The sequence below is a fragment of the Hufsiella ginkgonis genome, assembly GCF_009834915.1.
Classification (GTDB): Bacteria; Bacteroidota; Bacteroidia; order Sphingobacteriales; family Sphingobacteriaceae; genus Hufsiella; species Hufsiella ginkgonis.
On the sequence record NZ_WVHS01000002.1, the window covers coordinates 847,646 to 873,618 of the forward strand.

At 51.5% G+C, this 25,973-nt stretch carries 26 protein-coding genes; 7 read left to right on the forward strand and 19 right to left on the reverse strand.

The features are described 5' to 3' along the window. Nucleotides 1–18: 18 nt before the first annotated feature. Nucleotides 19–1,179 (reverse strand): sialidase family protein, encoded by a 1,161-nt coding sequence (locus GS398_RS10560; RefSeq protein ID WP_160906722.1) that lies wholly within the window; start codon nucleotides 1,177–1,179, stop codon nucleotides 19–21. A gap of 275 nt (nucleotides 1,180–1,454) precedes the next feature. Between GS398_RS10560 and GS398_RS10565 the strand changes: the two genes are divergently transcribed. Then, complete coding sequence (locus GS398_RS10565) at nucleotides 1,455–2,174, forward strand: 3-keto-disaccharide hydrolase (protein ID WP_160906723.1); 720 nt, start codon at nucleotides 1,455–1,457, stop codon at nucleotides 2,172–2,174. A 132-nt stretch (nucleotides 2,175–2,306) separates the two neighbouring features. Next, complete coding sequence (locus GS398_RS10570; protein ID WP_160906724.1) at nucleotides 2,307–3,212, forward strand: helix-turn-helix domain-containing protein; 906 nt, start codon at nucleotides 2,307–2,309, stop codon at nucleotides 3,210–3,212. A 282-nt stretch (nucleotides 3,213–3,494) separates the two neighbouring features. Here GS398_RS10570 and GS398_RS10575 read toward each other — a convergent pair whose 3' ends face one another. After that, entirely contained in the window at nucleotides 3,495–3,896 is a 402-nt protein-coding gene (locus GS398_RS10575) for a DUF1398 domain-containing protein (protein ID WP_160906725.1), read from the reverse strand. Between the two features lie 63 nt (nucleotides 3,897–3,959). Then, on the reverse strand, nucleotides 3,960–4,760 hold the full coding sequence (locus GS398_RS10580; protein ID WP_202406014.1) for a helix-turn-helix domain-containing protein: 801 nt from the start codon (nucleotides 4,758–4,760) through the stop codon (nucleotides 3,960–3,962). A 110-nt stretch (nucleotides 4,761–4,870) separates the two neighbouring features. On the opposite strand from GS398_RS10580, the gene GS398_RS22670 reads away from it, so the two are divergent. Further along, nucleotides 4,871–5,005 (forward strand): hypothetical protein, encoded by a 135-nt coding sequence (locus GS398_RS22670; RefSeq protein WP_255494199.1) that lies wholly within the window; start codon nucleotides 4,871–4,873, stop codon nucleotides 5,003–5,005. Nucleotides 5,006–5,145: 140 nt separating this feature from the next. Here GS398_RS22670 and GS398_RS10585 read toward each other — a convergent pair whose 3' ends face one another. From GS398_RS10585 to GS398_RS10645, 13 genes are all read right to left on the reverse strand, one after another. Further along, complete coding sequence (locus GS398_RS10585) at nucleotides 5,146–5,742, reverse strand: toxin-antitoxin system YwqK family antitoxin (RefSeq protein ID WP_160906726.1); 597 nt, start codon at nucleotides 5,740–5,742, stop codon at nucleotides 5,146–5,148. A gap of 2 nt (nucleotides 5,743–5,744) precedes the next feature. Then, nucleotides 5,745–6,230, reverse strand: coding sequence for a hypothetical protein (locus tag GS398_RS10590; protein WP_160906727.1), 486 nt, complete (start codon nucleotides 6,228–6,230; stop codon nucleotides 5,745–5,747). A gap of 7 nt (nucleotides 6,231–6,237) precedes the next feature. Further along, nucleotides 6,238–7,191, reverse strand: coding sequence for a fibronectin type III domain-containing protein (locus tag GS398_RS10595; protein WP_160906728.1), 954 nt, complete (start codon nucleotides 7,189–7,191; stop codon nucleotides 6,238–6,240). Beyond that, complete coding sequence (locus GS398_RS10600) at nucleotides 7,188–7,730, reverse strand: hypothetical protein (protein ID WP_160906729.1); 543 nt, start codon at nucleotides 7,728–7,730, stop codon at nucleotides 7,188–7,190. Before GS398_RS10600 ends, GS398_RS10595 begins: the two co-directional genes overlap by 4 nt. A 2-nt stretch (nucleotides 7,731–7,732) precedes the next feature. Further along, nucleotides 7,733–8,947 (reverse strand): hypothetical protein, encoded by a 1,215-nt coding sequence (locus GS398_RS10605; RefSeq protein WP_160906730.1) that lies wholly within the window; start codon nucleotides 8,945–8,947, stop codon nucleotides 7,733–7,735. A 2-nt stretch (nucleotides 8,948–8,949) separates the two neighbouring features. Beyond that, nucleotides 8,950–10,896: a type II secretion system protein GspD gene (locus GS398_RS10610; protein ID WP_160906731.1), complete on the reverse strand. Its 1,947-nt coding sequence runs from the start codon at nucleotides 10,894–10,896 to the stop codon at nucleotides 8,950–8,952. 36 nt (nucleotides 10,897–10,932) lie between these two features. Further along, nucleotides 10,933–12,366 carry a GspE/PulE family protein gene (locus tag GS398_RS10615; RefSeq protein WP_160906732.1) on the reverse strand — a complete coding sequence of 478 codons (1,434 nt, stop codon included), beginning with the start codon at nucleotides 12,364–12,366 and terminating at the stop codon, nucleotides 10,933–10,935. Further along, entirely contained in the window at nucleotides 12,363–12,875 is a 513-nt protein-coding gene (locus GS398_RS10620; RefSeq protein ID WP_160906733.1) for a hypothetical protein, read from the reverse strand. The genes GS398_RS10615 and GS398_RS10620 overlap by 4 nt, the downstream gene beginning before the upstream one ends. Beyond that, complete coding sequence (locus tag GS398_RS10625; RefSeq protein ID WP_160906734.1) at nucleotides 12,875–13,291, reverse strand: type IV pilin protein; 417 nt, start codon at nucleotides 13,289–13,291, stop codon at nucleotides 12,875–12,877. Before GS398_RS10625 ends, GS398_RS10620 begins: the two co-directional genes overlap by 1 nt. Nucleotides 13,292–13,364: 73 nt before the next feature. Continuing rightward, on the reverse strand, nucleotides 13,365–14,501 hold the full coding sequence (locus GS398_RS10630; RefSeq protein ID WP_160906735.1) for a type II secretion system F family protein: 1,137 nt from the start codon (nucleotides 14,499–14,501) through the stop codon (nucleotides 13,365–13,367). Nucleotides 14,502–14,540: 39 nt separating this feature from the next. After that, complete coding sequence (locus tag GS398_RS10635; protein ID WP_160906736.1) at nucleotides 14,541–15,014, reverse strand: PulJ/GspJ family protein; 474 nt, start codon at nucleotides 15,012–15,014, stop codon at nucleotides 14,541–14,543. Next, entirely contained in the window at nucleotides 15,004–15,366 is a 363-nt protein-coding gene (locus tag GS398_RS10640; RefSeq protein ID WP_160906737.1) for a type II secretion system protein, read from the reverse strand. Before GS398_RS10640 ends, GS398_RS10635 begins: the two co-directional genes overlap by 11 nt. After that, entirely contained in the window at nucleotides 15,354–16,598 is a 1,245-nt protein-coding gene (locus tag GS398_RS10645; protein ID WP_160906738.1) for a hypothetical protein, read from the reverse strand. The genes GS398_RS10640 and GS398_RS10645 overlap by 13 nt, the downstream gene beginning before the upstream one ends. A 188-nt stretch (nucleotides 16,599–16,786) precedes the next feature. Here GS398_RS10645 and GS398_RS10650 point away from each other — a divergent pair, with 188 nt between their 5' ends. Further along, a complete protein-coding gene (locus tag GS398_RS10650; protein WP_160906739.1) occupies nucleotides 16,787–17,752 on the forward strand; it encodes an SAM-dependent methyltransferase in 966 nt (321 codons plus the stop codon). 458 nt (nucleotides 17,753–18,210) lie between these two features. Here GS398_RS10650 and msrA read toward each other — a convergent pair whose 3' ends face one another. Beyond that, entirely contained in the window at nucleotides 18,211–18,699 is a 489-nt protein-coding gene (gene msrA, locus GS398_RS10655) for a peptide-methionine (S)-S-oxide reductase MsrA (RefSeq protein ID WP_160906740.1), read from the reverse strand. 62 nt (nucleotides 18,700–18,761) lie between these two features. Here msrA and GS398_RS10660 point away from each other — a divergent pair, with 62 nt between their 5' ends. Then, on the forward strand, nucleotides 18,762–19,322 hold the full coding sequence (locus tag GS398_RS10660) for a DUF1543 domain-containing protein (protein ID WP_160906741.1): 561 nt from the start codon (nucleotides 18,762–18,764) through the stop codon (nucleotides 19,320–19,322). Nucleotides 19,323–19,373: 51 nt separating this feature from the next. On the opposite strand, the gene GS398_RS10665 is transcribed toward GS398_RS10660, so the two are convergent. Together GS398_RS10665 and GS398_RS10670 are read right to left on the reverse strand one after the other, a co-directional pair. Further along, nucleotides 19,374–20,498 carry a glycoside hydrolase family 43 protein gene (locus tag GS398_RS10665; protein WP_160906742.1) on the reverse strand — a complete coding sequence of 375 codons (1,125 nt, stop codon included), beginning with the start codon at nucleotides 20,496–20,498 and terminating at the stop codon, nucleotides 19,374–19,376. Nucleotides 20,499–20,535: 37 nt separating this feature from the next. Beyond that, on the reverse strand, nucleotides 20,536–21,123 hold the full coding sequence (locus GS398_RS10670) for an RNA polymerase sigma-70 factor (RefSeq protein WP_160906743.1): 588 nt from the start codon (nucleotides 21,121–21,123) through the stop codon (nucleotides 20,536–20,538). A 201-nt stretch (nucleotides 21,124–21,324) separates the two neighbouring features. Here GS398_RS10670 and GS398_RS10675 point away from each other — a divergent pair, with 201 nt between their 5' ends. Both GS398_RS10675 and GS398_RS10680 read left to right on the forward strand, forming a co-directional pair. After that, a complete protein-coding gene (locus GS398_RS10675) occupies nucleotides 21,325–22,539 on the forward strand; it encodes a FecR family protein (RefSeq protein WP_160906744.1) in 1,215 nt (404 codons plus the stop codon). Between the two features lie 209 nt (nucleotides 22,540–22,748). Continuing rightward, entirely contained in the window at nucleotides 22,749–25,952 is a 3,204-nt protein-coding gene (locus GS398_RS10680) for a SusC/RagA family TonB-linked outer membrane protein (protein ID WP_202406015.1), read from the forward strand. Nucleotides 25,953–25,973: the final 21 nt, after the last annotated feature.

A 25,973-nucleotide genomic window follows, 5' to 3' on the forward strand; every position in this document is an offset into this window, starting at 1 on the left:
TATCAGCCGGCTCGCCTGTCAGTAACGTGGTCCGTCTTTCCTGAATCTGCCTTTTATCATCCATACCTCTGATCTTCCGTTTGCCGAAAAGGCATTGGTACTGGTTATGGCGATGATGGTATCGTCGTTTAAAATACAGAGGCTGTTCCACAGTCCCGATTTACTGGCAGGAATCAGGAACGGGTTGCTGGTTTTTATGAAACTACGCGCCCTGTTATCGCCTATTGCGACCTTCATTTCGGCAAACCGGAGCTGGTTACGTCTCCCTTCGGTACCCTGGTAACACAAGATGGTTTCCCCGGTAGTAAGCTGTCGTAAAAAAGGCGCACCAGCGTAAATGGTATCCGGTAATGGTTCTTTCAGGGCAAAGGCGCGGTCGGGACTTTCTGCACCAACGGTTTTCGACCAGTTATTTTTGAGGGAGCTGCGAATCACCGCCGGCTTAAAATTGCGGAATCCATTATCTTCAATGGCAAACACCACTTCGCGCTTATTGCGCAATAAGAGCGGTACCGGCATCCCGTCCCTGCTGCCGGGCCTGAAACTCACCACAACCGGTTCCGGCGACCAAGTTCTACCGTTATCCAGCGATCTCAGCATGCTGATGTTCTGCTCATCTGAATTGGTAAACGGGCCCTCATCGGCAAAAAACAGCTGCAGTTCGCCGCTGCGGAGCTGAATTGCGGATGGTTCCCAGCAACCGTCCCTGAAAAGATGGCCGGCTTCATATAATGATCTTTCTGCCGACCATGTAGCGCCGTTGTCGTGGCTTATTTTAATCCTGATCCCGAACTTACGCGACGGATCTATGCGAAACGGACGGGGATTGTAACAAACCAGGATGTCGTTATTGGCGAGTACCAGGAGATCGGGCACTGCCATGTTCGTGTCTTCGGTTTTGGCGGCTACGGTTACGGGATCGCCCCAATGGACGCCGGCGTCGATACTTTTCACGGCTACTATACTTCCGTCGGCTTCATAAACTGCCAGCAGTGTCCCGCCCGGTAGTTGTGCCATCCTGGCGTAACCACAGTTGCGTTCGCCCCTGGCAGAAGACGACACTTTAACAAGCGTGGCCTGGTCCCACACAATGTCGCCCCGCTGTGCAAACGCACCACTGGCAGGGAGAAAGATCGCGAATGCGATAATCGTTTTAGCAACTTTGCTGAAATTGAACATCCGGTAAGGTTTTAATGGTTAGTATGCCTGTAACAAGTACTCAATAATACGTCTTTTTAACGTTTACCGGCAAATTTGCCAAGCTTGTTACAAATACCCGTTATGAAAAATAACGCCGTGGAACCTGGTATGCGCAATTGCCTCCGGAGCACTATCTCCACCAGATCGTCGGATACTACGCAGGGCCCGGTGATATTATGTAATATTAATTTGACACGATATTTAATACACTCGGATTTTATTTGCTAATTTCGATTTAGCAAAACCAAAAATTAATGAAAAAAACACTCATTCTATTCATGGCCTTCGCACTTTCGGGTGCTGCAAGTATGGCTCAAGCCCCTAATACGCTCACCAGGAAAGAACAAAAACAAGGTTGGAAGCTGCTATTTAACGGTAAAGATCTTACCGGCTGGCATACCTACCGCAGAGATACTGTAGGCTCAAAATGGCAGGTTAAAGACGGGACCATCGTTTTTGATCCCTCACAGCCAAGAAGTGGCGGCGGTGACATCGTAACCAATGGAGAATACGAGAACTATGAGCTTAACCTCGAATGGAAGATCTCTAAAGGCGGCAACAGCGGCATCATCTTCGACATCCAGGAGCAACCCCAGTTTGGCGCAACCTACCAGACCGGCCCTGAAATGCAGGTATTGGACAATATCGACGCAGCCGACAATAAAAAAGAAAATCACCTTGCTGGATGTTTATATGACATGGCAGGCGACGCTACCGTTTCAAAACCGGTGCCCGTCGGCGGATGGAATAAAGTAAGGATCATTCAGAACAAGGGTCACCTTACCTTTTACCTTAACGGCATCAAAACATTCGAAGGCCAGATCGGCAGCGAAGAGTGGAACAAGATGATCGCCAACAGCAAATTTGCGAGCAAAGGCTTTGAAAATTTCGCCAAGGTGGCAAAAGGCAAGATCGCTTTGCAGGAACACCCTGGATCAAGCGCCTGGAGGAACATCAAGATCCTTCCGCTGTAGACGGCGACAGGACGTAAAAAAGCCCCATTTACACCGGTAAATGGGGCTTTTCTATGGATTTTCCCACCTGAACCATTGCATGAACGATCACCTTTCAAAATCTGTTATATTAGAAAGTTAATGGCAAGCCTGATGAAAACCACTACCGTAGAAGAGTTTTACCGGGAAACATCGGCACTGATTCCGGAGGGGATCAGCAAAGAGATCGGGCATTTTAACGTTTTCGACCTGGAGGAGCTGGTTGGGCGGGCAGGTGCAAAACCGGTAATGCCCTATAACAGGCGCGCGTATTATAAGATCAGCCTCATAAAAGGACATAACCGTGCCGAATATGCAGACAAGACGATCGAGATCGAAAAAAGTGCGTTGCTGTTCGCCACGCCAAAGATCCCGTACAACTACATACCCTACGACACTAAACAATCCGGCCGGTTCTGCATTTTCACAGGCGAATTCCTGGTACAAGCAAAGAGCGGCGTGATGCTGGATGAGCTTCCGATCTTCAAATCCGGCGGCATTCCGGTGTTCGAAGTGTCGGACGGCGCCGCTGCGGAAATTGACGCGATCTTTAAAAAGATGACCAACGAACTTTCCTCAGACTATGCCTATAAATACGATCTCCTGCGAAATTATGTGCTCGAGCTGATCCATTATGGCCAGAAACTGCAGCCTGCTACCGCACTTTACCCGGCCCACAATGCATCGGCAAGGGTTTCTTCCTTATTTGCCGAGCTGCTCGAGCGCCAGTTTCCCATCGAATCCCCCAGGCAAAAGCTCAGGCTACGCACCGCGAAGGATTATGCGGATACGCTCGCTATCCATGTAAATCACCTGAACAAGGTGCTAAAGGAAAACACAGGGAAAACCACCACGGAAATGATCGCCCGCCGTATCATCCAGGAAGCCAAGATCCTGCTAAAACAAACCGACTGGAATATCTCGGAGATCGCTTACTCGCTGGGCTTCGAAGAGATCGCACACTTCTCTAACTTTTTCCGCAAACGAACGTCGTTCTCCCCGGCAGCATTCCGGGGATAGAAGAGAAGCGGGGGGATTAAAACATATCCCGATCCCCAACTATTTTGCCTGGTCCGTTATGCGGTTGACAGCTCGCCGAACCGGTCAATAAAAAAAGCCGGGAATGATCCCGGCTTTTCAATCAACAAACCTCAACTTAAAACTAAACCTCACGCCCTGCTTCTCACTTTCCAGGTCCCTGCTGCGGGCGTTTATGATGGTTGGACTGCTAGATCCTCCCGATGGTTTAACGCCAAACAGGAAAAGACGGTTGATTACAATCAGATGATAATCCGTGGATTTTTAAATATAATCGCCATCCGGGATTGGCTCCGCCACCATCACCCGCTGTTGTTTGTCAAGATAACTGCATACCATTTTCCCGGTATCAACTGTCCACTTCTCTACTCCTGCTGCCGCCGCCTGCCTGCAAAATGTCAGAAAATCAGTCTGTCCCTGCTGGTGAATGGCAATGACATGGCGTAATTCATCGGCAGAGGCCACTTTATTGATCGTTAACGGCTCATACCTGGCGTGATCCGTCACCCGGTACCGGTTGCCGCCAAAATAGGTCACCGATCCGTCGGCAACCCGAAATTCATAGGTCAATAGTCCCAATCCCTTAATCTCCCGGACATAAGCCGGAAAATCAGCGCCTGTTTTTACTTTACCGTGCGCTTCTTTTACTTGCTGTAATGTGAACATAGTGTCTCGATTTTATACTGCAAAACTACCGGGGATGGCTGGGCCGGAATTGTAAAAAATCGTTTATCCCGTCTTGCTGTTACGGCGAACCGCCTTAAGGTACCGCTCCGGCGTATAAGAGGTGAATTTCTTAAAGTCCTTGATAAAATGCGCCTGGTCATAGTACGACGATAAGTATTCCGCAAGGTGCAGCCTGCCGCGTTCTAAGGCGTTTACCATGTTCCCGGCTCTTACAATCCCGGCAAACTTTTTGGGAGATGCGCCAACTTTCGCCCTGAAACGCTTTTCGAGCGGGCTTTGGCTGCTGTTCAGGAGCTTAGCCACCTGGCTGATGCGTACGGTACCACCCGATTGATAAATGTGATGAATCGCTTGCTGAACCAGCTTATCCCGCCCTAGACTAATAAGGTTACCAACGAGGAAACGTTCCACGATACTGATGCGTTCCCGGTCGCTGCCAGCATACTGCAGCTGCTCTTCTACTTCGCTGGTCTGCCGGCGACTAAAAAGCGCATCCAGCGCAATGCTTTGCCGGAATAGCTCGTGTATGGGTATCGCCATAAAATGAGAGGCGCCCGTCTCTGTAAATACCACCAGCACCGTGCCCGTTTGAGGGCTGTTTTTAAAAAGCCTGTAAGCGTCCAGCAAACCTGTGATCCCCGAACTGGCCAGGGCCTGTGGCTGCCCCTTTTCTACCAGTTCAAGCTTCCCGCGATACTGAAAGCCCATCACTACAGCAGCTCCCGGCAGCACGGGGTACGTCTGCGCTTCCCCGGCTTCGGAAATTACCAGGTGCTTTACGTAGGGCTTTAAACGTTCGCATGGCGCGTAGATCTCGTACCTCATGGTAAGGAATGGGCTCAAAAGCTCCAGTCAAAAATAACATTTGTTATGGAAAACCTGTCCCCATGCATCCCCATGGAGTGAGCACATAACGGCTCACTCTTGTGCTGCGCTTATGCTGAAATCGCTACTTGCATTCCTGCCGGAATACGGCCGGAACGCCTCAGCCGATGGCCGTTGCCAAGATCGGTATCCCGGGAGGCTTATCGCCGCAGCCGTGGCAGTTAAAAGAGCTCACGGAGAAAAACGAGGTGGCCTATTACTAATTGTTCGATAGCGAGCAACCTGTACCTGTACTATACCCCTGAATACAAACATTGGAACGAAGGCCTGGAAGCAGGAATAAAGGCAGCCCAAGGAAACGAAAGGAAGTGAGTGACAATTTCGCACATGCCGGGGCACTCCCCTATTTCTTTTTAGGAGCGCGCCTAAAGGGATTAACCCGCTTTAAAAAGTCCGCCACACTATTTTTAGGAACAAAAGACTTCCCGTTTTTATAACGGGTAACCACCACCGAATCTGCCACGTATTTACGCACTTTCCCGTTCAATTTATCGTTGCGGTATGTCCCTTGTTCCAGCAATTTCCCGGCTGGATCGTACACAAAATAATCCCCGTATTTTGCACCTGTACGCCATCGTTCGCGGCTTTTTAGTTTACCATCGGCCGACCAGGCCAACCATTCACCGTGCTTGAGACCATTTTTAAAGCTGCCTTTCTCTTTAAGGTCCTTGCTAAGGTAATATTCCGTATAATTTCCATCGAGCAGTTTCCCGCTAAATCCGCCCTGCGTGGTACGGATCCGGTTGGCCGAATACCAATGATAAGTCTTCCCAGGCCTGGCAATAAAATTGTTTTTAGGGTTGCTAACCCCGGCGGTGACCGTATAGTCGGGGTAATTTACCGTTATCTTATCATTCAGCAACGCTTTATACTCCCCGGCACGCTGTGCATACACCGGCGCGCACAAAATACTTAACACAAACAGGTAAATAATTTTCATCCTCAATTCAGTTTAATGAACATAGTTTTCCCCTGGTAGCTAACCTGGAGCGAGTCCTTCAGGTTCTTAAGCAGCTTAAGTCCATCTATCGTTTGACCTTCGGAAACCATCTGTTCTTTGTTATTCATAATGATAATGGCAGAGATCTTTTTCGTCTCGGGGCTGGTGGCGTAACCCAGATATCTTACCTGGGGTGCCGGCATCGTGGGCGCTTGTATGGGCGGCGGACCTTGCCTGCTCGAAGGCGCTGCCGGGACGATTACTTGCTCCTGGCGATATTTGTCGCCGGCAAAAGGATCGCGGTAGTTTAATACCAGGCTAACGGTATCCATTATCTTATAGCGACGGAGAGGCTCTTTGGCTTTCACCGCCATGCGAAGGGGTATAGCCTCTTCATTTCCCGTAGCGCTGATCACCCGGTAGATGATCATTCCCCACAGGGCGATCACAACCACGATTAACCAATAAGTAGTCGCTTTTGACTTCATCCCCGGCTTACTGGATGGTAAAACCTCTTACCGCACTGTATGCTCCCCTGTTCCCGGCTTCGTCTATCGCCCTCACTTTCCAGTAAAGCTTGCCTGTTGCCGCCGATTCGTTGAAGGAATAGGAAGTACCGTTCAGTGTTACCGGGAATGCGGAACTGTAAGGCGTCGCCGAATCGCTTTTCATGACCACCAGCTCATAGCTTTTTGTACCCGTTACAACGGCCCACTGGAGCGAAACGGGTTTCGGCAGCACCTTATTGTCATCAGGAAGTGTTAAGGCCACGGTAGCCGGTGCAAGCTGATCGGATACGATTTTGTAGATATCAGACCATTTGGACTGTTCCGTATCGTTCTCAGCCCTTACACGCCAGTATTGTATTTTGTTGGCAGACAACGGCACGGTATACCCGAGATTGGGTGTGGTGGCATTAAACACCAGTTTCGACTCGTCGGCAAAATTATTCGTATCCACCTGCAGCCGGTAACGGGTAGAACCATACAGTTTCGACCACGAATACGTAGCATCGGCCTGGTTGGTAAGCGTATTATTGGCGGGGAGGGCCAGTATTACCTGCTGCTCCTTGATAGACGAGCGGTAGATCCTGAACCCACGCGTAGCATAGGCGGTATGGCTGCTGCCGTTTTCGGCCCGTACGCGCCATTCGTAAAGCCCGGGATCGAGGATAACGCGGAACTGCTCGCTCCCGGAGATCAGCGTATCAAGCACCAGTTTTGCCGGCGAGCCGAAGGATGGCGTAACTACCTGGAACCGGTACGACAACGCATATTCTACCTCGTCCCACCAGAAGTTCTGCATATATTCACCGCTTTCGTACTGGTCGGCAGGCGCCAGCAGGGTCACCTGCTTTTCAGCCACCGACGGCTCAATAAATTCGGTACAGGCATATAGCTGTGCCATAAGCAAGAAACCGCAAATGATCCTGGTGTGATGATGCTTCATTTTTTGATATTTTTTATCGCCCTAAAACTTACTTCCATTACCGGCTGACCACTTTCCTGCAGCCCCGGTTGCCTTACCGATTTAATAGACACCGTGCTGATCATCCCCATGTGCTTTACACGGGCCAAGGTATCCAGCAAAACCACCAGTGTGCGGTAGCCGGCCTTCATCCTGATGCTTTGTGTCAGCACTGTTTTTACGCTATCGTCTTCCGCGGATCTCCTCGCCGGTTCATACATGATCTCTGCTTTTTTACGGGCGGCGATCCCCGAGGTTGTTAGCCAAAACTCATTGCTCCAGCCCAGGGAATCTACCCGGTAATTCGCCAGCAGCAGGTCGATCTCCTGCAGGTTCCTGCGCATATAAGCGGGGTTGTCCTGCAGGTTTTCCTGCTCGTTCAATTGTTTCTCCAGTTGCATGTTTAACGAGAGGGCGTTCACCGTGTTCCGGATGGCCAGGTTCCAGGCTACCAGCAGGAACACCGCCGCCCCGGCTACCAATAACCGGTTCTTGTTTTTAAAAGAGAGCTTGGTCGTCATACTCAATAACTGAGGCTTAGCGAAAACTGTTTCTCTTCCGGGTCGTCTGCTGATGGCGCGTATTGCAGTAAACTAACCTCTTTCACCCAGCTTTTTTGTTTTAACAGGTAGATCCACTCGTTTACCGGTTCTATCCCGGTGGCTGACCCCACGATGCGCACCCGGCCGATCTCCGTTTCCCCGGCCTGCACCCCTCCAATAAAGGTTTTGCTTACCGGGTTTATAGACAATTCCGTAAGCGTAATGCCGCGGGCCACCGTTTGCCCCACCTGGTCGCAGATAAACGCGTAACTGGTGCCGCCGTTCCAGCCAAGGTCATGCAGCAGGCGCTCTTTGCTCCGCATTTCGCCGGCGAGCCTCCGCACCAGGCTTTCATTGTCAGAACCCAGCGTTACGCGGCCTGCCAGTTCGGTATTACGGGTGTGGTACGTGCTAAAAACGATAAAATTAACCAGCAGGATCACAAAGAAAACCACCACCGTAGCGGCAAACCGGAACCTGAACTTCTTCCCCTCCCTGAATTCGTCCAGTACCTTCAGCATCGCCGGGTCCTGCGTTACCACCGGGACGAGGTAGTTATACAGTACCAGCTGAAAGGCGGTGGCATAGGCGATGATCAGCCGGTCGTCCAGCACCTCGCGATCGATCTTTAACGGGTATTCGGCGGTAACGCCGGGCTCATACCGGTAACTTTCCCACGTTTCCTTATCCGTTGAGATAATGCGGTGTCCATCGAAATCAATTTCAGCACCGTACGAGTTAAACTGCTTCAGTACATGCGCAACCGGGAACACGCCCAGGCTTAGGCTAAGCACCATGAGCCCTGCTTGCCGCAGTTGTGTGGTAATCGCCTCTGCCACCTCCCTGCGCACCAGCGAAACATACACCTGGTCCCCCGTTACGAACTGCTGTATGCAGAAGTTTGCCGGGTCCAGGTTCGGGAACAGGTGATGTATATGATCGCCGCCCGTACCGGACGCCTGCCTGGTAAGCACCCCTTTACCTGTTAAGGTAATGGCCACCGGCAATTCCACGGGGAGCTTTTTAATAATGGCGGGAATACTGCCGTCGAAGATCTCCTTGCTGGTGATGTCCAGCTGCCCTTTGCGGGCCGATACCTGCACGGCCCTTACGCTGTACGATTGGTCTGGAAGAATATGCACTTCCAGTCCCGTACAGGCGTTAAGCCATTGGTATTGGTTGAACCATCCGGCCATGGCTAGTTATAAACGATGATCGGTTTGATAAACACCAGCGTAACCACCTTACTGGTAGTTTTTTCCCGGCTGCTAAAGAGCCATTTTATCACCGGGATGCGGGATAAGAACGGTACACCCGATCCCGAGTCGCTGTTTTCCGTACGCTCCAATCCCCCGAGCACGATCATGTCCTCGTTCCTGGCGCGGATAATGGATTCGAACTTGCTGTTAGAAGTGGGCGGCGGGGCATTCTCCGGCGGATTGCCGATAAAGTCAGAAATGTCTACTTTAATGTTGAGCGTCACCTGGTCGTCGCCGGAAACGATCGGGCGTATGTTGATCACCAGGTTGGCCTTGGCCTCGATGAACTGCTCGGTAACCACGGTTTGAGTGGTGAGCGAGGGGATCACGTTCTGTGTCTTTTGGCTATAGTAGCGCGTGCTCCCGATAGAAAGCGACGCGGCATGACCGTTCAGCGTGGACAGCTTGGGAATAGACCTTACTTCTACGTTGTTGTTCTGCTCGAGCGCGCTCAGCCTTACGTAAAAGTTAGGCGTCACCCTGCCGATATTGATGGAACTGTTTCGGCCGAGCCGCGACAAGAAATCGTTAATAGAAGCCGCACCGAACGTGTAATCAAGGCCCGGCATCACGGTACCCCCGGTTTTAACGCTGTCAGACACGCCTGCGGAAATCCCGGTTTTAACACCGTGGCCTTTACGTACATCCAGGAGCGTTACTTCTATGAGCACCATCGGCACCAGCCGGTCAATCTGTTTAATGTAATTTTCGATCTCGGTGATCTGCGGCGACGAGCCCGATAACAGCAGGGTATTCTGTTCCTTGAACTCCTTAATTTCCACGCCCCGTTTCCACTCGGTAGGTATCATGGCCAGGATGGTGTCCATCGACCGGTTCTGCAGCTGCACCACGCGGTTGGTGCGCAATCCTTCCAACCGCCGCTCGCCGATCAGGTAGATCCCGTTTTCCTTTTTATATGTATACTCGGTTGCCTGGAATAGCGAGCTGAGAAAGTTCTCATAGCTGATATCGGTTACTTTGGTAGTAATATTCCCCCGGATTTCGGAATAAATAAAATAATTTGCCCCCACCTCCTGCGATGCACCTCTTACCAGGTCGATCACCGGCGTATTGGTGGCATCGGCGCTGATGGTTTTTCCCTGTGGCCCTGTCCGGCTGAAAAGGCTGTAAGTCCCGGGACCTGCAGCGCCTCCCGGCCCCGCGTTCACCTGCCTCGGCGTACGCCTCACCGAAGTATTGCGGTCGCCGTCGATGAACAGTTCCTCGCCATTCTCCAGCGACTGGAAAACATACACGTTATCGCTGGTACGCGTAAGCTTCAGGTTATTCGCATAAGCGAGTTTTTCCAGTGCCGTTTCAAAAGGCGCCTCGCTGAAAAAGCCGCTTACCCTGGCGTTAAGCAGCGCCTGCGGCACTACTACGTTCTTTTGCGACAACTGGGTGATCTTACGTGCCACCTGCGAGAGCGTATCATTGCTGACTTCCAGGCTAAGCGTATTGTTTTGCGCGTTATAGCGTGCGTTTATATCACGGGGCACTACCAGCGGGCGCTGTAGCGGCGGCCGCGTTACGGATATGATGGACCCGGTAAGGTTCATATCAAGGTCGAACTCCTTCACCAGGAACAAGAGCACGTTCAGCGCGGTCTCATTCGTAAAGTTATTGTACACCTTAAAGCTCACCTGCGGATCGACATTGATGTTCAGGTTATTCGATTGGGCCAGCGCCCGCAGGAACTCCTGTGCAGAAGCGCCCGACACCGCCAGCTGCACCCGCTGGTTGAGACCGGGCACGGTGATGGCGAGGTTACGCAACCGCTCATCAACCAGGCGAAGGCGCTCTGCACGTGCATCGCCCTGCGCAAACAGGTACTGCACCTGGAACACTGAGACAAAGAAAAATACCAGCAGTAAGACTTTTTTCATAAATAAGGTTTCAGCAATGTTCTCCGCCAGGTGATTTTAGTAGTTAAATAGTAGAGGATATATCTCCTCGATAGACGTATGCCCGGAGGCAAAAAGCCCGAATGCGTTCTCGGCCAGCGTTTTAATCCCGCGCTCCTTTAGCATGGAATCAATATACATATTTCCCTGCTTTATTTGCATAGCTAGCTCGTGGTCTACGGGGATCACCTCGTACACCGCCTTGCGCCCGCTGTAACCGGTATAGTAACAATGCTCGCAGCCCCGGGCCACCGAATGGCTGCTAACCGGGAAATAGGGAACGAACTGCCCCGGGTAAAGGTCGTTGGTAAACGGCGTCTCCTGTTTACAATGGATACACAACAACCGCAACAGCCGTTGTGCAACGGTGGTATTCAGCGTATTGGCCACCAGGAAGCCCGGGATCCCCATGTCAGTAAGCCTGGAGACCGTTCCCCACGCCGAGTTGGTATGTATGGTCGATAACACCAGGTGCCCCGTAAGCGCTGCCCGGATCGCCATATTCGCCGTCTCAGGGTCCCTGATCTCGCCTACCATGATCACATCCGGGTCCTGCCGCAGGAAAGTCCGCAACGCGGAAGCAAAGCTCAGGCCGATATTTTCTTTTAACTGTACCTGGTTGATCCCTTCAAGCGTATACTCGATCGGGTCTTCGATGGTAAGAATGTTGCGGGTTTCTTTATTGAGGTGCTTCAGCGTGGCGTACAGCGTAGTGGTTTTACCCGACCCCGTAGGCCCGCTGATAAGCAGTATCCCGTTTGGCCGCTTTATGCCCTGGTGATAGTTTGCCAGGTCGAACGCCGAGAAACCCACCCTCTCCAGGTCGATGTTGGCCGCATTGTTGTTCAACAAGCGGAGTACCATTTTTTCGCCATGCAGCGTCGGCAGTACCGATACGCGGATGTCGAACTTCTCGCCGTTCCCCTCAAACAGCAAACGACCGTCCTGCGGGAGCCGCTTCTCGGCAATATCCAGGTTCGACTGGATCTTGATCTTATTGATCAGGGCCGGGTATTCCAGTTTGTTAAGCAGGTAGCGCTCCACGAGCATCCCATCTATACGGATCCGTACGCGGCAGCGGCTCTCATAGATCTCGAGATGAATGTCGCTGCTTTTAAGGCTCCTGGCTTCGCGGATCAGCGTATTCAGGAAATCCTTTCCGTCGGCCGGCAGCGACTGTTTGGCACTTGTTTCCGATTCTTTGGCGCTATAATAGAACGTGTTCAGCAGCCGGGAGATCGCCTCCGCCGGTAACGGCTCCATGATGGCCGTTTTCCCGAGGATCACTTCGAGCTCTGCCTGCAGCGCGGAGATGTCTGATGAGTCGTCGCAAAAAAACACGATACCTGCTCCCGTTTCCTCTTTGGGCAGGATGCGGTAATGGCGCGCCTGTTCTTTACTGAGAATATGCAGGGTGCTTTTGGGGATATCTATGACTTCATGGCGGTTCATGGCTGCAGGAACGAAATGATTAAGCTGTCGTCGAAAGGGCTCCATTTAAATGCCCAGCAAACCGAAAGCAGGCCCAGCAACAGGATCGACTGGATGCCGGCGAGCGGGACCTTCCAGCTTCCGCCCGACTTCGCCAGGAATGGCAGCGAAACCGCCAGGGTAACTACCAGGCTCGCCATATAATAAACCACGTAGTTGACCGGGGGAAAGTAAAAAGCCACGCAAACCAGGAAAAGTATATCGCCCCAGCCGAGATAGCCATCGGTGATCCATACCCATTTTTTCTCCCGATACGAAAACCAGGCGCTCAGCACCAGCAGCTGTATGCTCACAAAGGAGAGGTTTACCGAAATATTAAACAGCAGCGTGCCGGTTGTTTGCCCGCGATACGCATCAGTAAGCAGCAACGCAAGCAAAACCGGGAACAAGAGCCAGTAAACCGCCCTGGAGCGCAGGTCCTGGATAAAAATAAACAGGAGGCAAACCGTTAACCATATACTGATCAGCATTAGTCGGGGGTTACTTCTTTCAGATTCTTATCCTGGTCGATCTCCCAAACGTTAAAAATGCCGTTCCCGTTAAAGTCGGTTACCGCCGTGGCACGACCTACGAAGGTGGACGCGCCTGACTGGATCACTTCGATCCGGTAGTTGGCTTTTCCGTCTTTTCCGTCGGTGGTTAACTTTTCCTGTATAAAGCCGATGGCGCTGAGGTCGTTCGTGTATTTCGAATTTTCGAAGAAATAATTACGCTCCATCATATGGAGGTGCTCCAGCTGAAGCTTGGCCTCGGTGCTTTTTGCCCTGGTGATAAGCGGCAGCAAATTGGGCAGCGCCAGCAGCACCAGGATGCCGATAATAACCAATACCACCAGGATCTCTGTCAGCGTGTATGCGGGTAATTTCTTTTTGATGATGGATTTCATGATGGGGTTGTTGCCTGCACTAAATTAACAACTCAAATGTGATTTCAAAGTGTGGAAAACAGGGGGAAATGAATTAGAAACTGTTACTTAATTGAAACATAGGTAAATACATCGCGATCAGGATTACGCCTACCACGATACCCAATAGGATGATGATTAATGGCTCCAATACGGTACTGATCGTTTGAGTGCGGTACTCAATTTCCTCCGTGTATTGCTCCGCTATCTTCTCAAAAAAATGTTCGAGGCGGTTCACTTCTTCACCCACCCTGATCAGCTGGATCAAACGCGGCGGGTAAAAGCCAAATTGCGAGAGGCTTTGGTGCAGCGACTCGCCCCGCATGATATCCTGCTCTACCCTGGCGAGCGACGATTCTACCGGGTAAAACGGGATCATTTGCCGCACCAGCCCGATGGCACGCAGCAACGGCGTATTGGTACCTACCAGCAACCGCATGGTATTGGCGAAACGCGCCAGGTAGATTTTACGCACGATCTCGCCTACCACGGGCACCCGCAGTACCAGCTTCGCCGATGTTTTTCGCAGCCATGGCTTTTCCTTAGCGGCGAACAGGAATCCCGCGGCGATTAGCAGGAACAGGATCGCGTAGAGCGACCAGGCATCGATAAAGCCCGAGATCCGGATGATCAGGGCCGTGATCCACGGAAGCTTTCCGCCAAAGCGGAGGAATACATCGCCGAACATCGGCACTACAAATTTCATCATAAAAAAAACGGCGCCAAACGAGGTGCACAACACAATGAGCGGGTATGTTACCGCGCTGATCACCTTGCGCCGCTGCCTGATCTTGCTTTTGAAGTAGGCCGCCAAACCGGCAAGTACCTCGCCGAGCTTTCCAGTTTCTTCGCCGATGCGGATGCTGTAATACTCATAGTCGCCGAACTTCCCCGCCGCCTTAATAGCGTCTGAAAGCGCGCTTCCCGACTCGATACCCGATTTGATCATGCTAAACATCTTCTTGTCTTTCCCGGAGGCCTCGTCCGTTACGATCAGTTCGAATGCCATCCGGAGGTCTATGCCCGACAACAGCAACATACTGAGCCCGGCATAAAACGCCTCTTTCCTGCGGTCGGGAAGATCGCTCCCGCCAAAGCTAATGTCGCGGTTAAGCACTTCAGCCCAGTTAACCTTACCAGGCCCAGGCTTGGCTTTAGGCGCTTTATATTGTGACAGGTCGATAGAAGGCATATACAATGATAACGAATACCGGTGTTTCTAAAGGCAGCCTTATTCGAAAAGTTGCGAGGCGCCGTAACGTTTCTGATAAATTAACGGCACCAGTCTTCCTTCCAGGTTAATGACGAACGAAATATGGTCGGCTTTCTGGCCTTCGCCAGCCGGCGCACGCTCGAAAGTTAATTCGGGACTTGTTGCCTGCACCCGGATGGTATCGGTTTTTAAGCCATATTGACTGCGCAGTATGTATTGAGGCTGAAAGACGTATTCGATCTCCCCGGCGGTGGTTTGCAGCCTGATGCCGGTCGCGGTGCCCATTACCAGGCTGGCGTCGCGTACATCCCTGCCGAGTACGTTATCGGCAAGCAGGAATTCGGCAACCCGCGCATTAAGCCCGCTATACCGGGCGTAATACCCGTTAACCACCGTAAAAGCCAGGTAAGCAATAGAGATCACGATTGCCGACAACAGCATGGCGACGGTTACCTCCAGGATGGTGAATGCCGGGGCTTTTTTATTGACCATGCTCATGTATGTTAATCAGCGCTTTGCTCACGCCCAACACCCTTCCGCGCTGCGTGGCGGTAACGGTCACCAATAACACGTCGCGGCTGTTCCGGTAAGGAGCTACCACCCTGTTATACCGGATACTGTCGGCAACGGTATCGAGGTCCCCGGGCTGCGGTATTTCACGGCACAGGGCGATCAGCCGACGCATCTGCCGGTTCGCCTGCTGGCTGCCGGCCGAAGGCCCGGAACCGGTAACCCGCGTAAAAATACCGATCGCCAGGCTGAATACCACCATGATGATCACCATGGCCACCAACACTTCCACCAGGGTAGCCGCAGCTATTTTCTTACCCGCTACCGCACCCATTGCAGTATCTCCCTTTCTTCCGCTTCATTGCTGAATATGGACGATGATAAATAATATTTGCTCCTTGCCGTGCGATCGATGGTGATATCGATGAGGAAGTTCTCATAAAGCGTAGCCGGCGTTTGCATGATAAAACGAATGCACGACACCTTCCCGTGTATGGTTACCGGTGCCTGCATTTTCAGGTAACCCGTAGCATAGATCTCACCTTTAATGTGGCTTTGCTTGCCGATGCTGATGATGGTTTGCAGCGCGGTGCGGTTGTCTTCGCGCGATAAAAGAATACCTGCGAAGCGGGTGTCTTCGCCAAGGGATATCTTCGGCTGGATGTTGCTGTCGCCAGCCTTAACGATGGCCATGACCGAAGGATAGTTAAACACGCATCCCCTGGCGCTCACGATGGAATCGCGCGCAAACAGCTGGCAATTCCCCTTGAATCCTTCTTCAATGACGATAGACCTCGCATAAATGACCACATCCTTTAAGAGCGTATTTCCGGGGATGGTGAGCACCGTATCCGAATAAATGCTTACCCTGCCCGAAATCACCTTGCTGCTGATCCTGGTTTGCGACTTGTCGAGATGAACTTCCAGCCCCGGGTTAAAAAAAGACCGGAAAACCGAATCCGGCAAATTGCCGGTAACCACCTCTTTATCAGCCGGCGACAACTTCGACCTGATAACGCCCAGCCGCTCTTCATTTAACGCGGGCAGGGTACGTTTGCTGTCGGATATCTTACCATAGATCAGCTCCGTCCCGGTGTACGGTCTTCCATCGGCGTAAGACTGGCGCACGCCTGACTTGGGCACTTGCGCCGACCCCGTGATCCGGGTGCTCCCGCTCACGGATAGCGGGCGGTCTTCATCCGAAAGAAACAGCGCTACCTGGTCTGCAGCCGTGATTGTACCCGTTAAGAATGCCTCCTTAACCGTATCTGCTTGCGCAAAAGCTTTAACTGAACATACATCGAACAGCCCCCAGGCTGATTTCTGGAGGACCACGCTGTCCGTTCCCTCGTCGAACAGGTCCAGCCGCTGGAAATCCGTCACCTTCGCATCGCGCGACAACAGCAGTGCCCGTCCTGATTCGGCGTTCATGCGCAAGCGGTTCATCCGTTTGCTTTTTTGTGAGGCCGACCGGTAAAAGAACGCGATGCTGATGAGCGAGGCCGATAAAATGGCGATGATCAGCGAAATGATCAATACGATGTATAAGGAAGACGCTTTTAACATACGGCCCTGTGAAATTAGATTTTTTACAGGGAAAACGGGCAGGATCAACGGGTAAAATGAGCGAGGTTAATAAATACATGCAAGCCCGCAGAACTATTAAACGAGCCGCGGAACACCCGGAAAATGTCAGTCACGCATAAAACACCGATAATAATGAATATTATTGGCTTCTTTCTAAATGCACCGGCATGCTTCCCGACATCCTGACCGCCAGTACCGCTACCATTCTCCGCGATCCCGGGAACTATAACCGGCTATTCGACCAGCTGCACGAGCTTCACCAGTTTTATGCCTCGCTTAGCGGGATCTCTGCGGGCGAGCCTTCCGGGGAAGATATCGACCTCCCATGGGGAAAAGCCATCGGCCCTGCCGGGGCGGCACAATGCCTGCTCGAGCTTGCACGCACCACCAAATTTGTGCGGGGGGTTCACCAGGCCATCCTGCAGCAGCAGGCGCGTTACCCCGGCAAAAAGATCGGCATCTTTTATGCAGGCTGCGGCCCGTACGCGGCGCTGCTCACACCCATGACCACCGTGTTCAGTGCCGGGGAACTGAGCTTTACCCTTATGGATATTAACGCCGCTTCGCTTGCTGCGGTCCAAAAACTGTACGGACAGCTGGCGCTGGAAGCGTACGTAAAAGAATATATCCTTGATGATGCCGTAACTTACCGGTTGCGGGATCCCGATGCTATACACCTGGTAATTTCGGAAACCATGAACCAGGCGTTAACCAAAGAACCGCAGGTACAGATCATGCAAAACCTGGTGCCGCAATTGGACAGCAATACGGTCTTTATACCACAAGCGATCAGCATCACTGCAAAACTCACCAGCAGCGAAGCCGAATATGCGGCCGCACAAACAGGGAGCATGGCTGAAAGGATCGGCCTTGGAACGGTCTACGCCATCAGCCGGCAAACGCCCTTTCCACACACAGAACAAACGATCCGGGTCCCCGACACGGTGGGCGATTTCACCATGCTTAGCCTGTTTACCGATATTTTGGTTTTTGGAAATGAAATGATCTCCACCAACGAATCTAACCTGACCGTTCCCATGAGGATTTGCGATACGGAGGGACTGGAAGGCCGCGAGATCAGGTTCAATTATGTAACGGGCACAGATCCGCATTTTGAAAGTTTCCTCAAATAGGCCTGCGATTTTATTGCCTCCTCCGTCTTCACCTCCTCTGAAGAAGGATAAGATCCCGGTCTCACGGAAGTAACTTATCGGATCAAGCTGAATTTCTGGAGAGTATATTTGGCTATCAGCATTCAGCCTGTGAAGTATACCTGATAAGATAAGTAATTGATGTTGATCTGTTCCTGAGCAGCATTCCAGGTATGACAGTGTAATCAAAGCTGATCTCAAAAAGATGCTTAAATACCGGGGCAATGAGTTGGTAAGAAATACGCAGGTAATAGCAAGACATATCAAAAATGAAATCAATAGGCTTTGGGTGGCTTGCCGGAGAGTCTCTCGCCTGAGTTTAGCTTAGCGAATAAACTTGCTGCACTTAAAGCCTTTGCTAATGCGCTTGTTTTGTATGTGGAAAATTGATGTTGTGCAACAGCCACTCAGTCCGGTATCAATACTTCCGGAGATCAGCCCTACAGCTTCCAATCTGGTCTTTCGAAGTGACAGGTATACCCATAGGGATGTTTTTGCAAATAATCCTGGTGCTCCTCTTCGGCGTTCCAGAAATCTGCGGCTGGTACCACCTCTGTTACAATCTTACCGGGCCATTTGCCGGAAGACTCCATCTCGGCAATTAACGCGTTAGCGGTTCCGCGCTGCGCTTCGTTCATGAAGAAAATGGCCGAACGATAGGATGCCCCGATATCGTTCCCCTGCCGGTTACGGGTAGTTGGGTCGTGGATCTGGAAGAAGTATTCGAGCAGCTTGCGGTAAGTTAAACGCGCGGGATCGAATTCGATGGCGATCCCTTCGGCATGCGTGCCGTGGTTACGGTAAGTTGCATTGGGCACATCGCCGCCCGTATACCCTACTACCGTAGAAATAACCCCCGGGTGATGCCTGAACAACTCTTCAACTCCCCAAAAACATCCGCCGGCCAGGATCGCTCTCTCAGTTTGCATATCGCTTCGTTTAAAAAAACAAAGGTAACACAGAAATGAATGGATAGCAATACCTTAGTACCATGGCAGAACTTAAACTTTTCATGCTCCTGCTGGGCTGTAAGCCACCGGGAAGACATACCGAGCAACACGATATTTTCTTTGCTATCGCGGGTTCGTTAAATGAATTGGTCCCGGCGATCAGGTCCTTCTGGCCGGAACCGGAGCGCATCCACATCGACGCCTGGCGGGAAGTTACGGCGGTCGACGACTTTAGGGTGACCGTCCACGAAGGGCCGGCTGGCAATAAGCAATCGCCCGGCAGGCTGTTCTTTATTAACTTAGGCGGCTACCAGCCTAATAAGTTCGAGGAACAGCACTACCCGGTGCTTACCGTTAAACCGGACCGGGCCGCCGCCTTCCGGGAAGCAAAAGAAACGCTCTTTTTTAAACATAACCATTTCGAAGACGCGAATGCGCACATCGACGATAAATACGGCATCGATGTAGACGACCTGTACGAAATAGAAGAGATCCTTTCACCCCGGCAAAAAAACAGCTACCACATCCGGCTGACGCCTCAAACCGGCCTGCCCGGCGATGAAGTACATCTCGGATACCTGAAATTAAGTGAACTGGAATGACCTGCCGACCGTTTTTCATAAGTGTCATCTCAACAAAATCACTACCCTGGCTCACCTCCCTGAGGGCACCCGCTGCGGTACCGTCGTAGGCCCGTTCACCGTGATCCTGCCGTTTTTCACGGTCATGCGGTCGATAAAAACCACCCGCTCGTCGCCGGTAGCGCTGGTCCTGGCGTGGTAAACACAAAACATTTCCTTGCCATCGGGCGAGTAAGTAATGCTGTTATGCCCTGTTCCGGTCACCGTTCCGCCTTTGCCGGTGTTTTTTTCCAGCACGGGGTTATTCCCGGCTTTTTTAAAAGGGCCCAGCGGCGAGGCTGAGGTAGCGTATCCCACGGCGTAGTTTTGGCCGCCGAAATGGTTAGCGGAGTACATCAGATAATAAGTATTGTCTTTTCTGAATGTCACCGACCCTTCGGTCCACCGGCGATTGACCTCTCCCGAAGTAACCGACCTGCTTTCCCATTCCGCCTGTTTATCTGCGGAGCTCACCGGCGGCCGAAGCAACAACACCGGCTCCCCGATCACGCCCGAAAAGTCGGGTTTGAGCTCGATGCCATATACCCAGCTCTCCTCGATCTCTTTAAACCACCCGTTTTTTCGCGCCAGGGCAGCTATGTCGCTTTCTACGGCATGCTTGTAGCAGCACCTGGAATAATACAGGTAAACCCGCCCGTTCTTGTCGAAAAACACGTTGGCGTCGATGATCGGGTAGCCCGGGTCGAACAGCGGCTTATCGGAAAAGTCGACGAACGGCCCCCCGGGATTATCGGATACCGCAATGCCGATCTTGAAATTCTCCAGCTCGTTGGTAGGGTTATTCCGCCACTGGGCGCTAAAGAACAGGTAATACTTTCCCTTTACCTCGTACACTTCGGGAGCCCAGAACGCACCGACGCCCCACGATGTTTCCCGGTTACTGGTATACACCTGCCCAAGCGGCTTCCAGTTCACCAGGTCGGCCGATTGATAGGCCGCGAACCCGTTCCGCGCACCGCCACCGGTGCCGTACATATAATACATCCCGCGGGTTTGCAACAGGTACGGATCGCCAAACTTTACCGGGAGCGGGTTCGTAAAAGTGGCAGCCGGGACTTTGGCGGTGGGTTGCTGTGCCCGGACGTCGCCCGGCGCGACAGCGGACAACAGGACCAGCAGCAGGAGAAATCGTTTCATATACAATAAATATGGAAATATGGAGGATCAATTAAACCTATAATTCTAAAAGCACGAAAGCGATGACCACGCAAATACTGTCTTTTAGTGATAACCGGAGTCTCCTGATGGCGTTGGTAATGTGGTTTTCCACGGTTTTCTCAGAAATGCCGAGCTCCGCGGCGATCTCTTTGTTGCTTTTGTACTCGTAACGGCTCAGCATAAATACGGACCGGCACTTGGCAGGCAGCCCTCTCAGCGCCCGCCGGATGCTGCCCTCCAGGTCTTTCACCAACACCTGGTCTTCGGTAGAAAGATCGGAGCCAACGGCATTGAAATAGGCAAGGTCATAATACTTTTTGCGGACGGCCTCCTTGTGCAGGAAATCGATGGTTGCGTATTGCGCGGCCGAATACAAATAACTTTTCAGCGAACTGGAGATCTTTAGATTCGACCTGTTCGTCCAAAACTTTACAAATATGGTTTGAATGATCTCTTCCGAAGATTGCACATCCCGCAGGCGCTTGTTTACGAACACAAATAGCTTGTAGCTATAACGTTTGTAAATCTGTGCAAAAACAGCATCCTCATTTTTAAGGAAAACGCTAAGCAGGTCATTGTCAGTATAACTTTCAAAATTATGCATCAGTGCACTTGCTAAGAAAAATCGGCCTGGGGTTTATAATTCCTGCTAAGTAAAACAAAAAAAATGAAATTGCTGATGAAGGGCGGGCGGCAGCCTACAAAATCGTTTTAACAACGCAGCAGCGGCGTTTTTTTATTTTCTTTTAGGGGTAAGGGCGCCGGCAACCGACTTAGGTGTCATAAACCTTTACGACACAATTCTATGAAGAAATTTATTTCGATTGAAATAATCCGCAGATACCTCGCCGGCAGTTGTTCGCAGGAAGAAAGCGAAGCCGTAAGTGAATGGTTTAACTCCTACGGATCGGTCGCGGACGAACTGGTCGAACTTACCCCCGAAGAACGGGAGGCCTTCGAAAAACGATTGTTCGATCAGATCCTCCACGACATTAAAAATCCTTCGATCGCGGGTCCCCGCATCACTTCAGCGGACGACGCTTACAACGAGACCGGCGACACCGGCACCGGCCATCGCCGTATTCCTTACAAATGGTTTGCCGTTGCCGCCATGCTCGTTTTCGCGGTAAGCTTGGGTTTATACATTAACCGGTCACAAAACGCCGGTAAGCCCAACCAGGCAGGCATTCCAAAAACGGCAAAACAGCCCGATCTCCTGCCTGCTTCGAACAGGGCGGTGTTAACCCTGGCCAATGGCGAAACCATCGACCTGGGCGACGCGAAAATGGGGCAGCTGCCTCACCAGGGCAAGGCGACCATTTTAAAAACCAGGGAAGGCCAGATCGCCTACCACCCAAAAAGCGAGCGGGATGCCGATGTTGAATACAATGTAATGACCACCCCAAAAGGCAGCAAATTTGAGCTCGTACTGGCCGACGGCACCAAAGTTTGTTTAAACGCCGCCTCTTCGCTGCGCTACCCTACCACATTCACTGGCGGGCAAAGAAACGTTGAGCTAACCGGCGAAGGGTATTTTGAAGTCGCAAAAAATAAAGATAAACCCTTTAACGTGGCATTTAACGGGGTAACGGCACAGGTGCTGGGTACTCACTTCAACATATCGGCTTACCACGACGACAGTTTTGTAAACACCACGCTGCTGGAAGGGTCGGTCAGGATCAAAAAGGACAGATCGGTGGCCATGTTAACACCCGGGAAACAAGCCGTTGTGGAGAACGGCTCTGATCATATTGTCATCAGCGATGCGAATGTAGAAGAGGCCACCGGGTGGCGTGACGGCCTTTTCGTTTTCGAGCACCAAAACATTGCCAGCATTATGAAAAAGGTATCCAGGTGGTACGATGTAGAGATCGTATACAAGGGGTCAACCAAAACCGATCAATATTTCAGCGGCGTATTCGATCGCTCCAAGAAAGTGGAAGAATTACTTAGCTACCTGGAAAAATTAGACGGCGCACGTTTCAGCAAAGAAGGAAGGAGGATCGTGATCATGAATTGACCTTACCTACCCCCGGAAAAGATCAACCATTGAAACCAGGAGCGTTTGGACCCGCCCCTGGTTATCGCCCACTTGGACGAAGGCGCGTCAGTTGTTGAAAATAACCTGTATCAATAGACTATTAACTAACTAACAACCAAATGTACCTAAATTTTACAGCTTTTTATGGCAGAAGGCCTGCCAGCTTTTTACAAAAATTTCTTCTAATAATGAAGCTGACATTAGCACTAGTGTTTGTGATATTGCTTCAGACGAAAGCGAGCATATATGCACAGAGGGTAAGCATTAATGTAAAGAACGCTTCCGTCATGGAAGTGCTTAAGGGTGTCAAATCGCAGACCAATTATGATTTCCTCTATGACGATGAAATTTTAACCAATGCCAGGCCTATTAGCCTCCGGCTTACCAACGCACCGATTTACGAAGTATTGGATAAGTGCTTCAGAGGGCTTAATATCGAGTATACGATCGTTAACACCACGGTGCTGATCAAGAGCAAGCGCGTTTTCGTTAAGCCGTCTCCGCTCCCGTTCCCTATTTCGGGGAGTGTAACGGATAACAAGGGATCGCCGCTCCAGGGAGTAACCGTAAAGATTAAAAACTCCGGCGCCGATACCCAAACGGATCTCAAGGGGGCGTATACCATTACCGTGCCGGATTCAAATGCGGTGCTGGTTTTTAGTTCCCTTGGCTTTGCTACCCTGGAAAGACCGGTACGCGGCTTCACCCGCCTTAACATCGTGCTCGAACCGGTTGCCACCTCGCTGGCCGAAGTCGCCATCGTATCCATCGGTTATGGCACGCTCGATAAACGGGAAGTTACCAGCGCCGTTACCCATATCTCGGCCGCAGAATTATTGAGCGTGGGCGGCAACAACGCGCTGATGTCGCTACAGGGAAAAGTAGCCGGTTTATCGATCACGAACACACAAACCGCTAACCCGAATTCCGGTCCCAGTATACAGCTCAGGGGCGTATCATCGCGAAATGCCGGGTTAGGCCCGTTATTTTTGATCAACGGCGTCCCTACAGACAACATCGATAACCTTAACCAGAACGATATCGAATCCATAGACGTATTAAAAGGCGGCGCGGCATCTGCCATTTATGGCACCAGGGGCAGCAACGGCGTGATTATAATTACCACCAAAAAAGGCGGCGACCAATCCTACGCCGCGTACGACGGGTACGCTACTTATGACCAGCCCACCAACGAGCTTTCCGTACTTTCTGCCGAAGAGTTCCTGGCGCATAACCGGGGCACCAACTTCGGGGGAACTACCGATTGGTTTAAAGAGGTGGCCAAAGACAAGGCGATCTCCTACAAGCACACCTTTTCTTTATCGGGCGGAAGCGCAAAAACCAACTACCGGTTATCTCTTGATTACCGCAACGCGGAAGGCCTGGAGCTGCGGTCGAGCCGCAAAGAATACGGGGGACGCCTTAACCTGAGTCATACCTCTGGCAATAACCTGTATGCCGTTAATATCTCCATCGCCCCCAGGTTCTATAAGTCAGCCAACTCCGCCGGCGGCGGATTCAGCCAGGGCCTCACGTTAAATCCAACCTATACGGTGATGGATCCTGCAAACCCGATCAGGTACCGCAACATCACGGTAGGTTTTAACGGCGCTTACAATCCCGTAGAGGAAGCCAATACGATCCTGAGCGGCAACGAGGGAAAATTTATGGACTGGAGCGGGTCCTTTAAGCTCAACCTGGTAAAGGGACTTTATACGCAAATCACCCTGGGAAGCCAGAATAACGACAATTTCGGCTTTGGATTTACGCCTTCTTATAATACGGCGCTTATCAATTCAAATGGCGGCCGGAACCTGGCCAACCGGAACTATAATAAAGGGGAACAGAAAAGCCTTGAATGGATCGGGAACTATTCACGCCAGTTCGGCGACCACGACATTAAACTGCTGGGAGGATATTCTTATAATTATTTCACCGGGTCTTCACTCAGTGCGTCTAACCAGGGGCTGCCGTCGGACGTATTAACTTACAACAACCTGGGCTCGGGCGCCTATAACCTGCTGGTGGGCGTAAACGGTGTCGGTTCCTCCAAAGACGATTCTAAGCTGATCGGCTTTTTCTCCCGTTTAAACTACGACTTCGGCAAAAAGTATTTTCTCTCGGCGAGTGTCCGCAAAGAGGGATCGTCAAAATTCGGGTATAACCATAAATGGGGTTATTTTCCTGCGGCTTCCATTGGCTGGAGAGTCAACGGCGAACATTTCTTCCCCCAGGTTAGCTGGCTTGATGACCTGAAGCTTCGCGCCGATTATGGCGTTACCGGGAATCAAAACTTTGGCAACTACCTCTCCCTCGACACCTACGGAGGCTACGGGTACTACCTCTACAACGGCATCAGCTACCAGGTATGGGGGCCATCGCAAAACACCAATTATGACTTAAGATGGGAACGGTCGGTTAACTTTAATGCGGGGCTCGATTTCGGCATGCTGAATAACCGGATCTCGGGAAGCTTTAACTATTACATCAGGACCAACAAAGACCTGCTTGGCAGTTACAACGTTTCCGTTCCGCCCAATGTGCAAACCACTACTTTCGTAAACGTTGGCACCATGAAAAACTCCGGGTTCGAGATCCAGCTAAACGGAGGGGTTCTCAGCCGCGAGAAGTTCAAGTACGACGTTTCGTTTAGCGGCGCAACAAACGCGAATAAGTTCGTATCGTTCTCGAACGATGTGTACAAAGGACAGGCATTCCAGGAAATGGCGGGTCTGCCCGCCCCCGGCTCGCCCGGCGCCTCTCAGCGCCTGGAGGAAGGCCGCCGCATCGGCAGCTTTTTTATGCTGCGCTCCGCGGGTATCGACGCCACCGGCCGGCTCCTGGTTTACGACCGCACCGGGAATATCATACCCGGCAACCGCGCAACGGTAAACGACAAGCAATATGTAGGAAACGGGCTGCCGCAATTCACCGCAAGCATGGGGCATCATTTCGCATACCGTAACATCGATCTCTCCATCAATTTGAGAGGCGCTTTCGGGTACGACCTGTTTAATACGGCGGCATTCTACCTGGGTACGCCGGTAACGCAATCGGGATCAAACGTGCTTACCAGCGCTTACGATGGCGGGAAATATTCCGTATTAACCAATTCAGAAACCTATTCAAGCCTCTCCGATTACTTTCTCGAGCCGGGTGATTTCGTTAAGATCGATAACATAACGGCCGGAATTAACCTGAAGTCGCCCGTGAAGTACATCAGCTCCGCCAGGGTTTACTTAACCGGGCGTAACCTGTATACGTTTACGAAGTGGACGGGAGGCGATCCTGAATATATCCAGGTGAACGGACTTACCCCCGGGATAAATACATCGTTGAGCTATTATCCTTCTTCCTTGCAGATCCTCGCAGGCCTGCAACTCAGATTTTAACCAGTTACCTAAAATAAACTA

What these genes read in the sequence shown, in the direction of transcription:
- GS398_RS10560 (WP_160906722.1), bottom strand. Translation starts at nt 1,179, where the DNA reads ATGTTCAATTTCAGCAAAGTTGCTAAAACGATTATCGCATTCGCGATC.
- GS398_RS10565 (WP_160906723.1), top strand. Translation starts at nt 1,455, where the DNA reads ATGAAAAAAACACTCATTCTATTCATGGCCTTCGCACTTTCGGGTGCT.
- GS398_RS10570 (WP_160906724.1), top strand. Translation starts at nt 2,307, where the DNA reads ATGAAAACCACTACCGTAGAAGAGTTTTACCGGGAAACATCGGCACTG.
- GS398_RS10575 (WP_160906725.1), bottom strand. Translation starts at nt 3,896, where the DNA reads ATGTTCACATTACAGCAAGTAAAAGAAGCGCACGGTAAAGTAAAAACA.
- GS398_RS10585 (WP_160906726.1), bottom strand. Translation starts at nt 5,742, where the DNA reads ATGAAAATTATTTACCTGTTTGTGTTAAGTATTTTGTGCGCGCCGGTG.
- GS398_RS10590 (WP_160906727.1), bottom strand. Translation starts at nt 6,230, where the DNA reads ATGAAGTCAAAAGCGACTACTTATTGGTTAATCGTGGTTGTGATCGCC.
- GS398_RS10595 (WP_160906728.1), bottom strand. Translation starts at nt 7,191, where the DNA reads ATGAAGCATCATCACACCAGGATCATTTGCGGTTTCTTGCTTATGGCA.
- GS398_RS10600 (WP_160906729.1), bottom strand. Translation starts at nt 7,730, where the DNA reads ATGACGACCAAGCTCTCTTTTAAAAACAAGAACCGGTTATTGGTAGCC.
- GS398_RS10605 (WP_160906730.1), bottom strand. Translation starts at nt 8,947, where the DNA reads ATGGCCGGATGGTTCAACCAATACCAATGGCTTAACGCCTGTACGGGA.
- GS398_RS10610 (WP_160906731.1), bottom strand. Translation starts at nt 10,896, where the DNA reads ATGAAAAAAGTCTTACTGCTGGTATTTTTCTTTGTCTCAGTGTTCCAG.
- GS398_RS10615 (WP_160906732.1), bottom strand. Translation starts at nt 12,366, where the DNA reads ATGAACCGCCATGAAGTCATAGATATCCCCAAAAGCACCCTGCATATT.
- GS398_RS10620 (WP_160906733.1), bottom strand. Translation starts at nt 12,875, where the DNA reads ATGCTGATCAGTATATGGTTAACGGTTTGCCTCCTGTTTATTTTTATC.
- GS398_RS10625 (WP_160906734.1), bottom strand. Translation starts at nt 13,291, where the DNA reads ATGAAATCCATCATCAAAAAGAAATTACCCGCATACACGCTGACAGAG.
- GS398_RS10630 (WP_160906735.1), bottom strand. Translation starts at nt 14,501, where the DNA reads ATGCCTTCTATCGACCTGTCACAATATAAAGCGCCTAAAGCCAAGCCT.
- GS398_RS10635 (WP_160906736.1), bottom strand. Translation starts at nt 15,014, where the DNA reads ATGGTCAATAAAAAAGCCCCGGCATTCACCATCCTGGAGGTAACCGTC.
- GS398_RS10640 (WP_160906737.1), bottom strand. Translation starts at nt 15,366, where the DNA reads ATGGGTGCGGTAGCGGGTAAGAAAATAGCTGCGGCTACCCTGGTGGAA.
- GS398_RS10645 (WP_160906738.1), bottom strand. Translation starts at nt 16,598, where the DNA reads ATGTTAAAAGCGTCTTCCTTATACATCGTATTGATCATTTCGCTGATC.
- GS398_RS10650 (WP_160906739.1), top strand. Translation starts at nt 16,787, where the DNA reads ATGCTTCCCGACATCCTGACCGCCAGTACCGCTACCATTCTCCGCGAT.
- msrA (WP_160906740.1), bottom strand. Translation starts at nt 18,699, where the DNA reads ATGCAAACTGAGAGAGCGATCCTGGCCGGCGGATGTTTTTGGGGAGTT.
- GS398_RS10660 (WP_160906741.1), top strand. Translation starts at nt 18,762, where the DNA reads ATGGCAGAACTTAAACTTTTCATGCTCCTGCTGGGCTGTAAGCCACCG.
- GS398_RS10665 (WP_160906742.1), bottom strand. Translation starts at nt 20,498, where the DNA reads ATGAAACGATTTCTCCTGCTGCTGGTCCTGTTGTCCGCTGTCGCGCCG.
- GS398_RS10670 (WP_160906743.1), bottom strand. Translation starts at nt 21,123, where the DNA reads ATGCATAATTTTGAAAGTTATACTGACAATGACCTGCTTAGCGTTTTC.
- GS398_RS10675 (WP_160906744.1), top strand. Translation starts at nt 21,325, where the DNA reads ATGAAGAAATTTATTTCGATTGAAATAATCCGCAGATACCTCGCCGGC.
- GS398_RS10680 (WP_202406015.1), top strand. Translation starts at nt 22,749, where the DNA reads ATGAAGCTGACATTAGCACTAGTGTTTGTGATATTGCTTCAGACGAAA.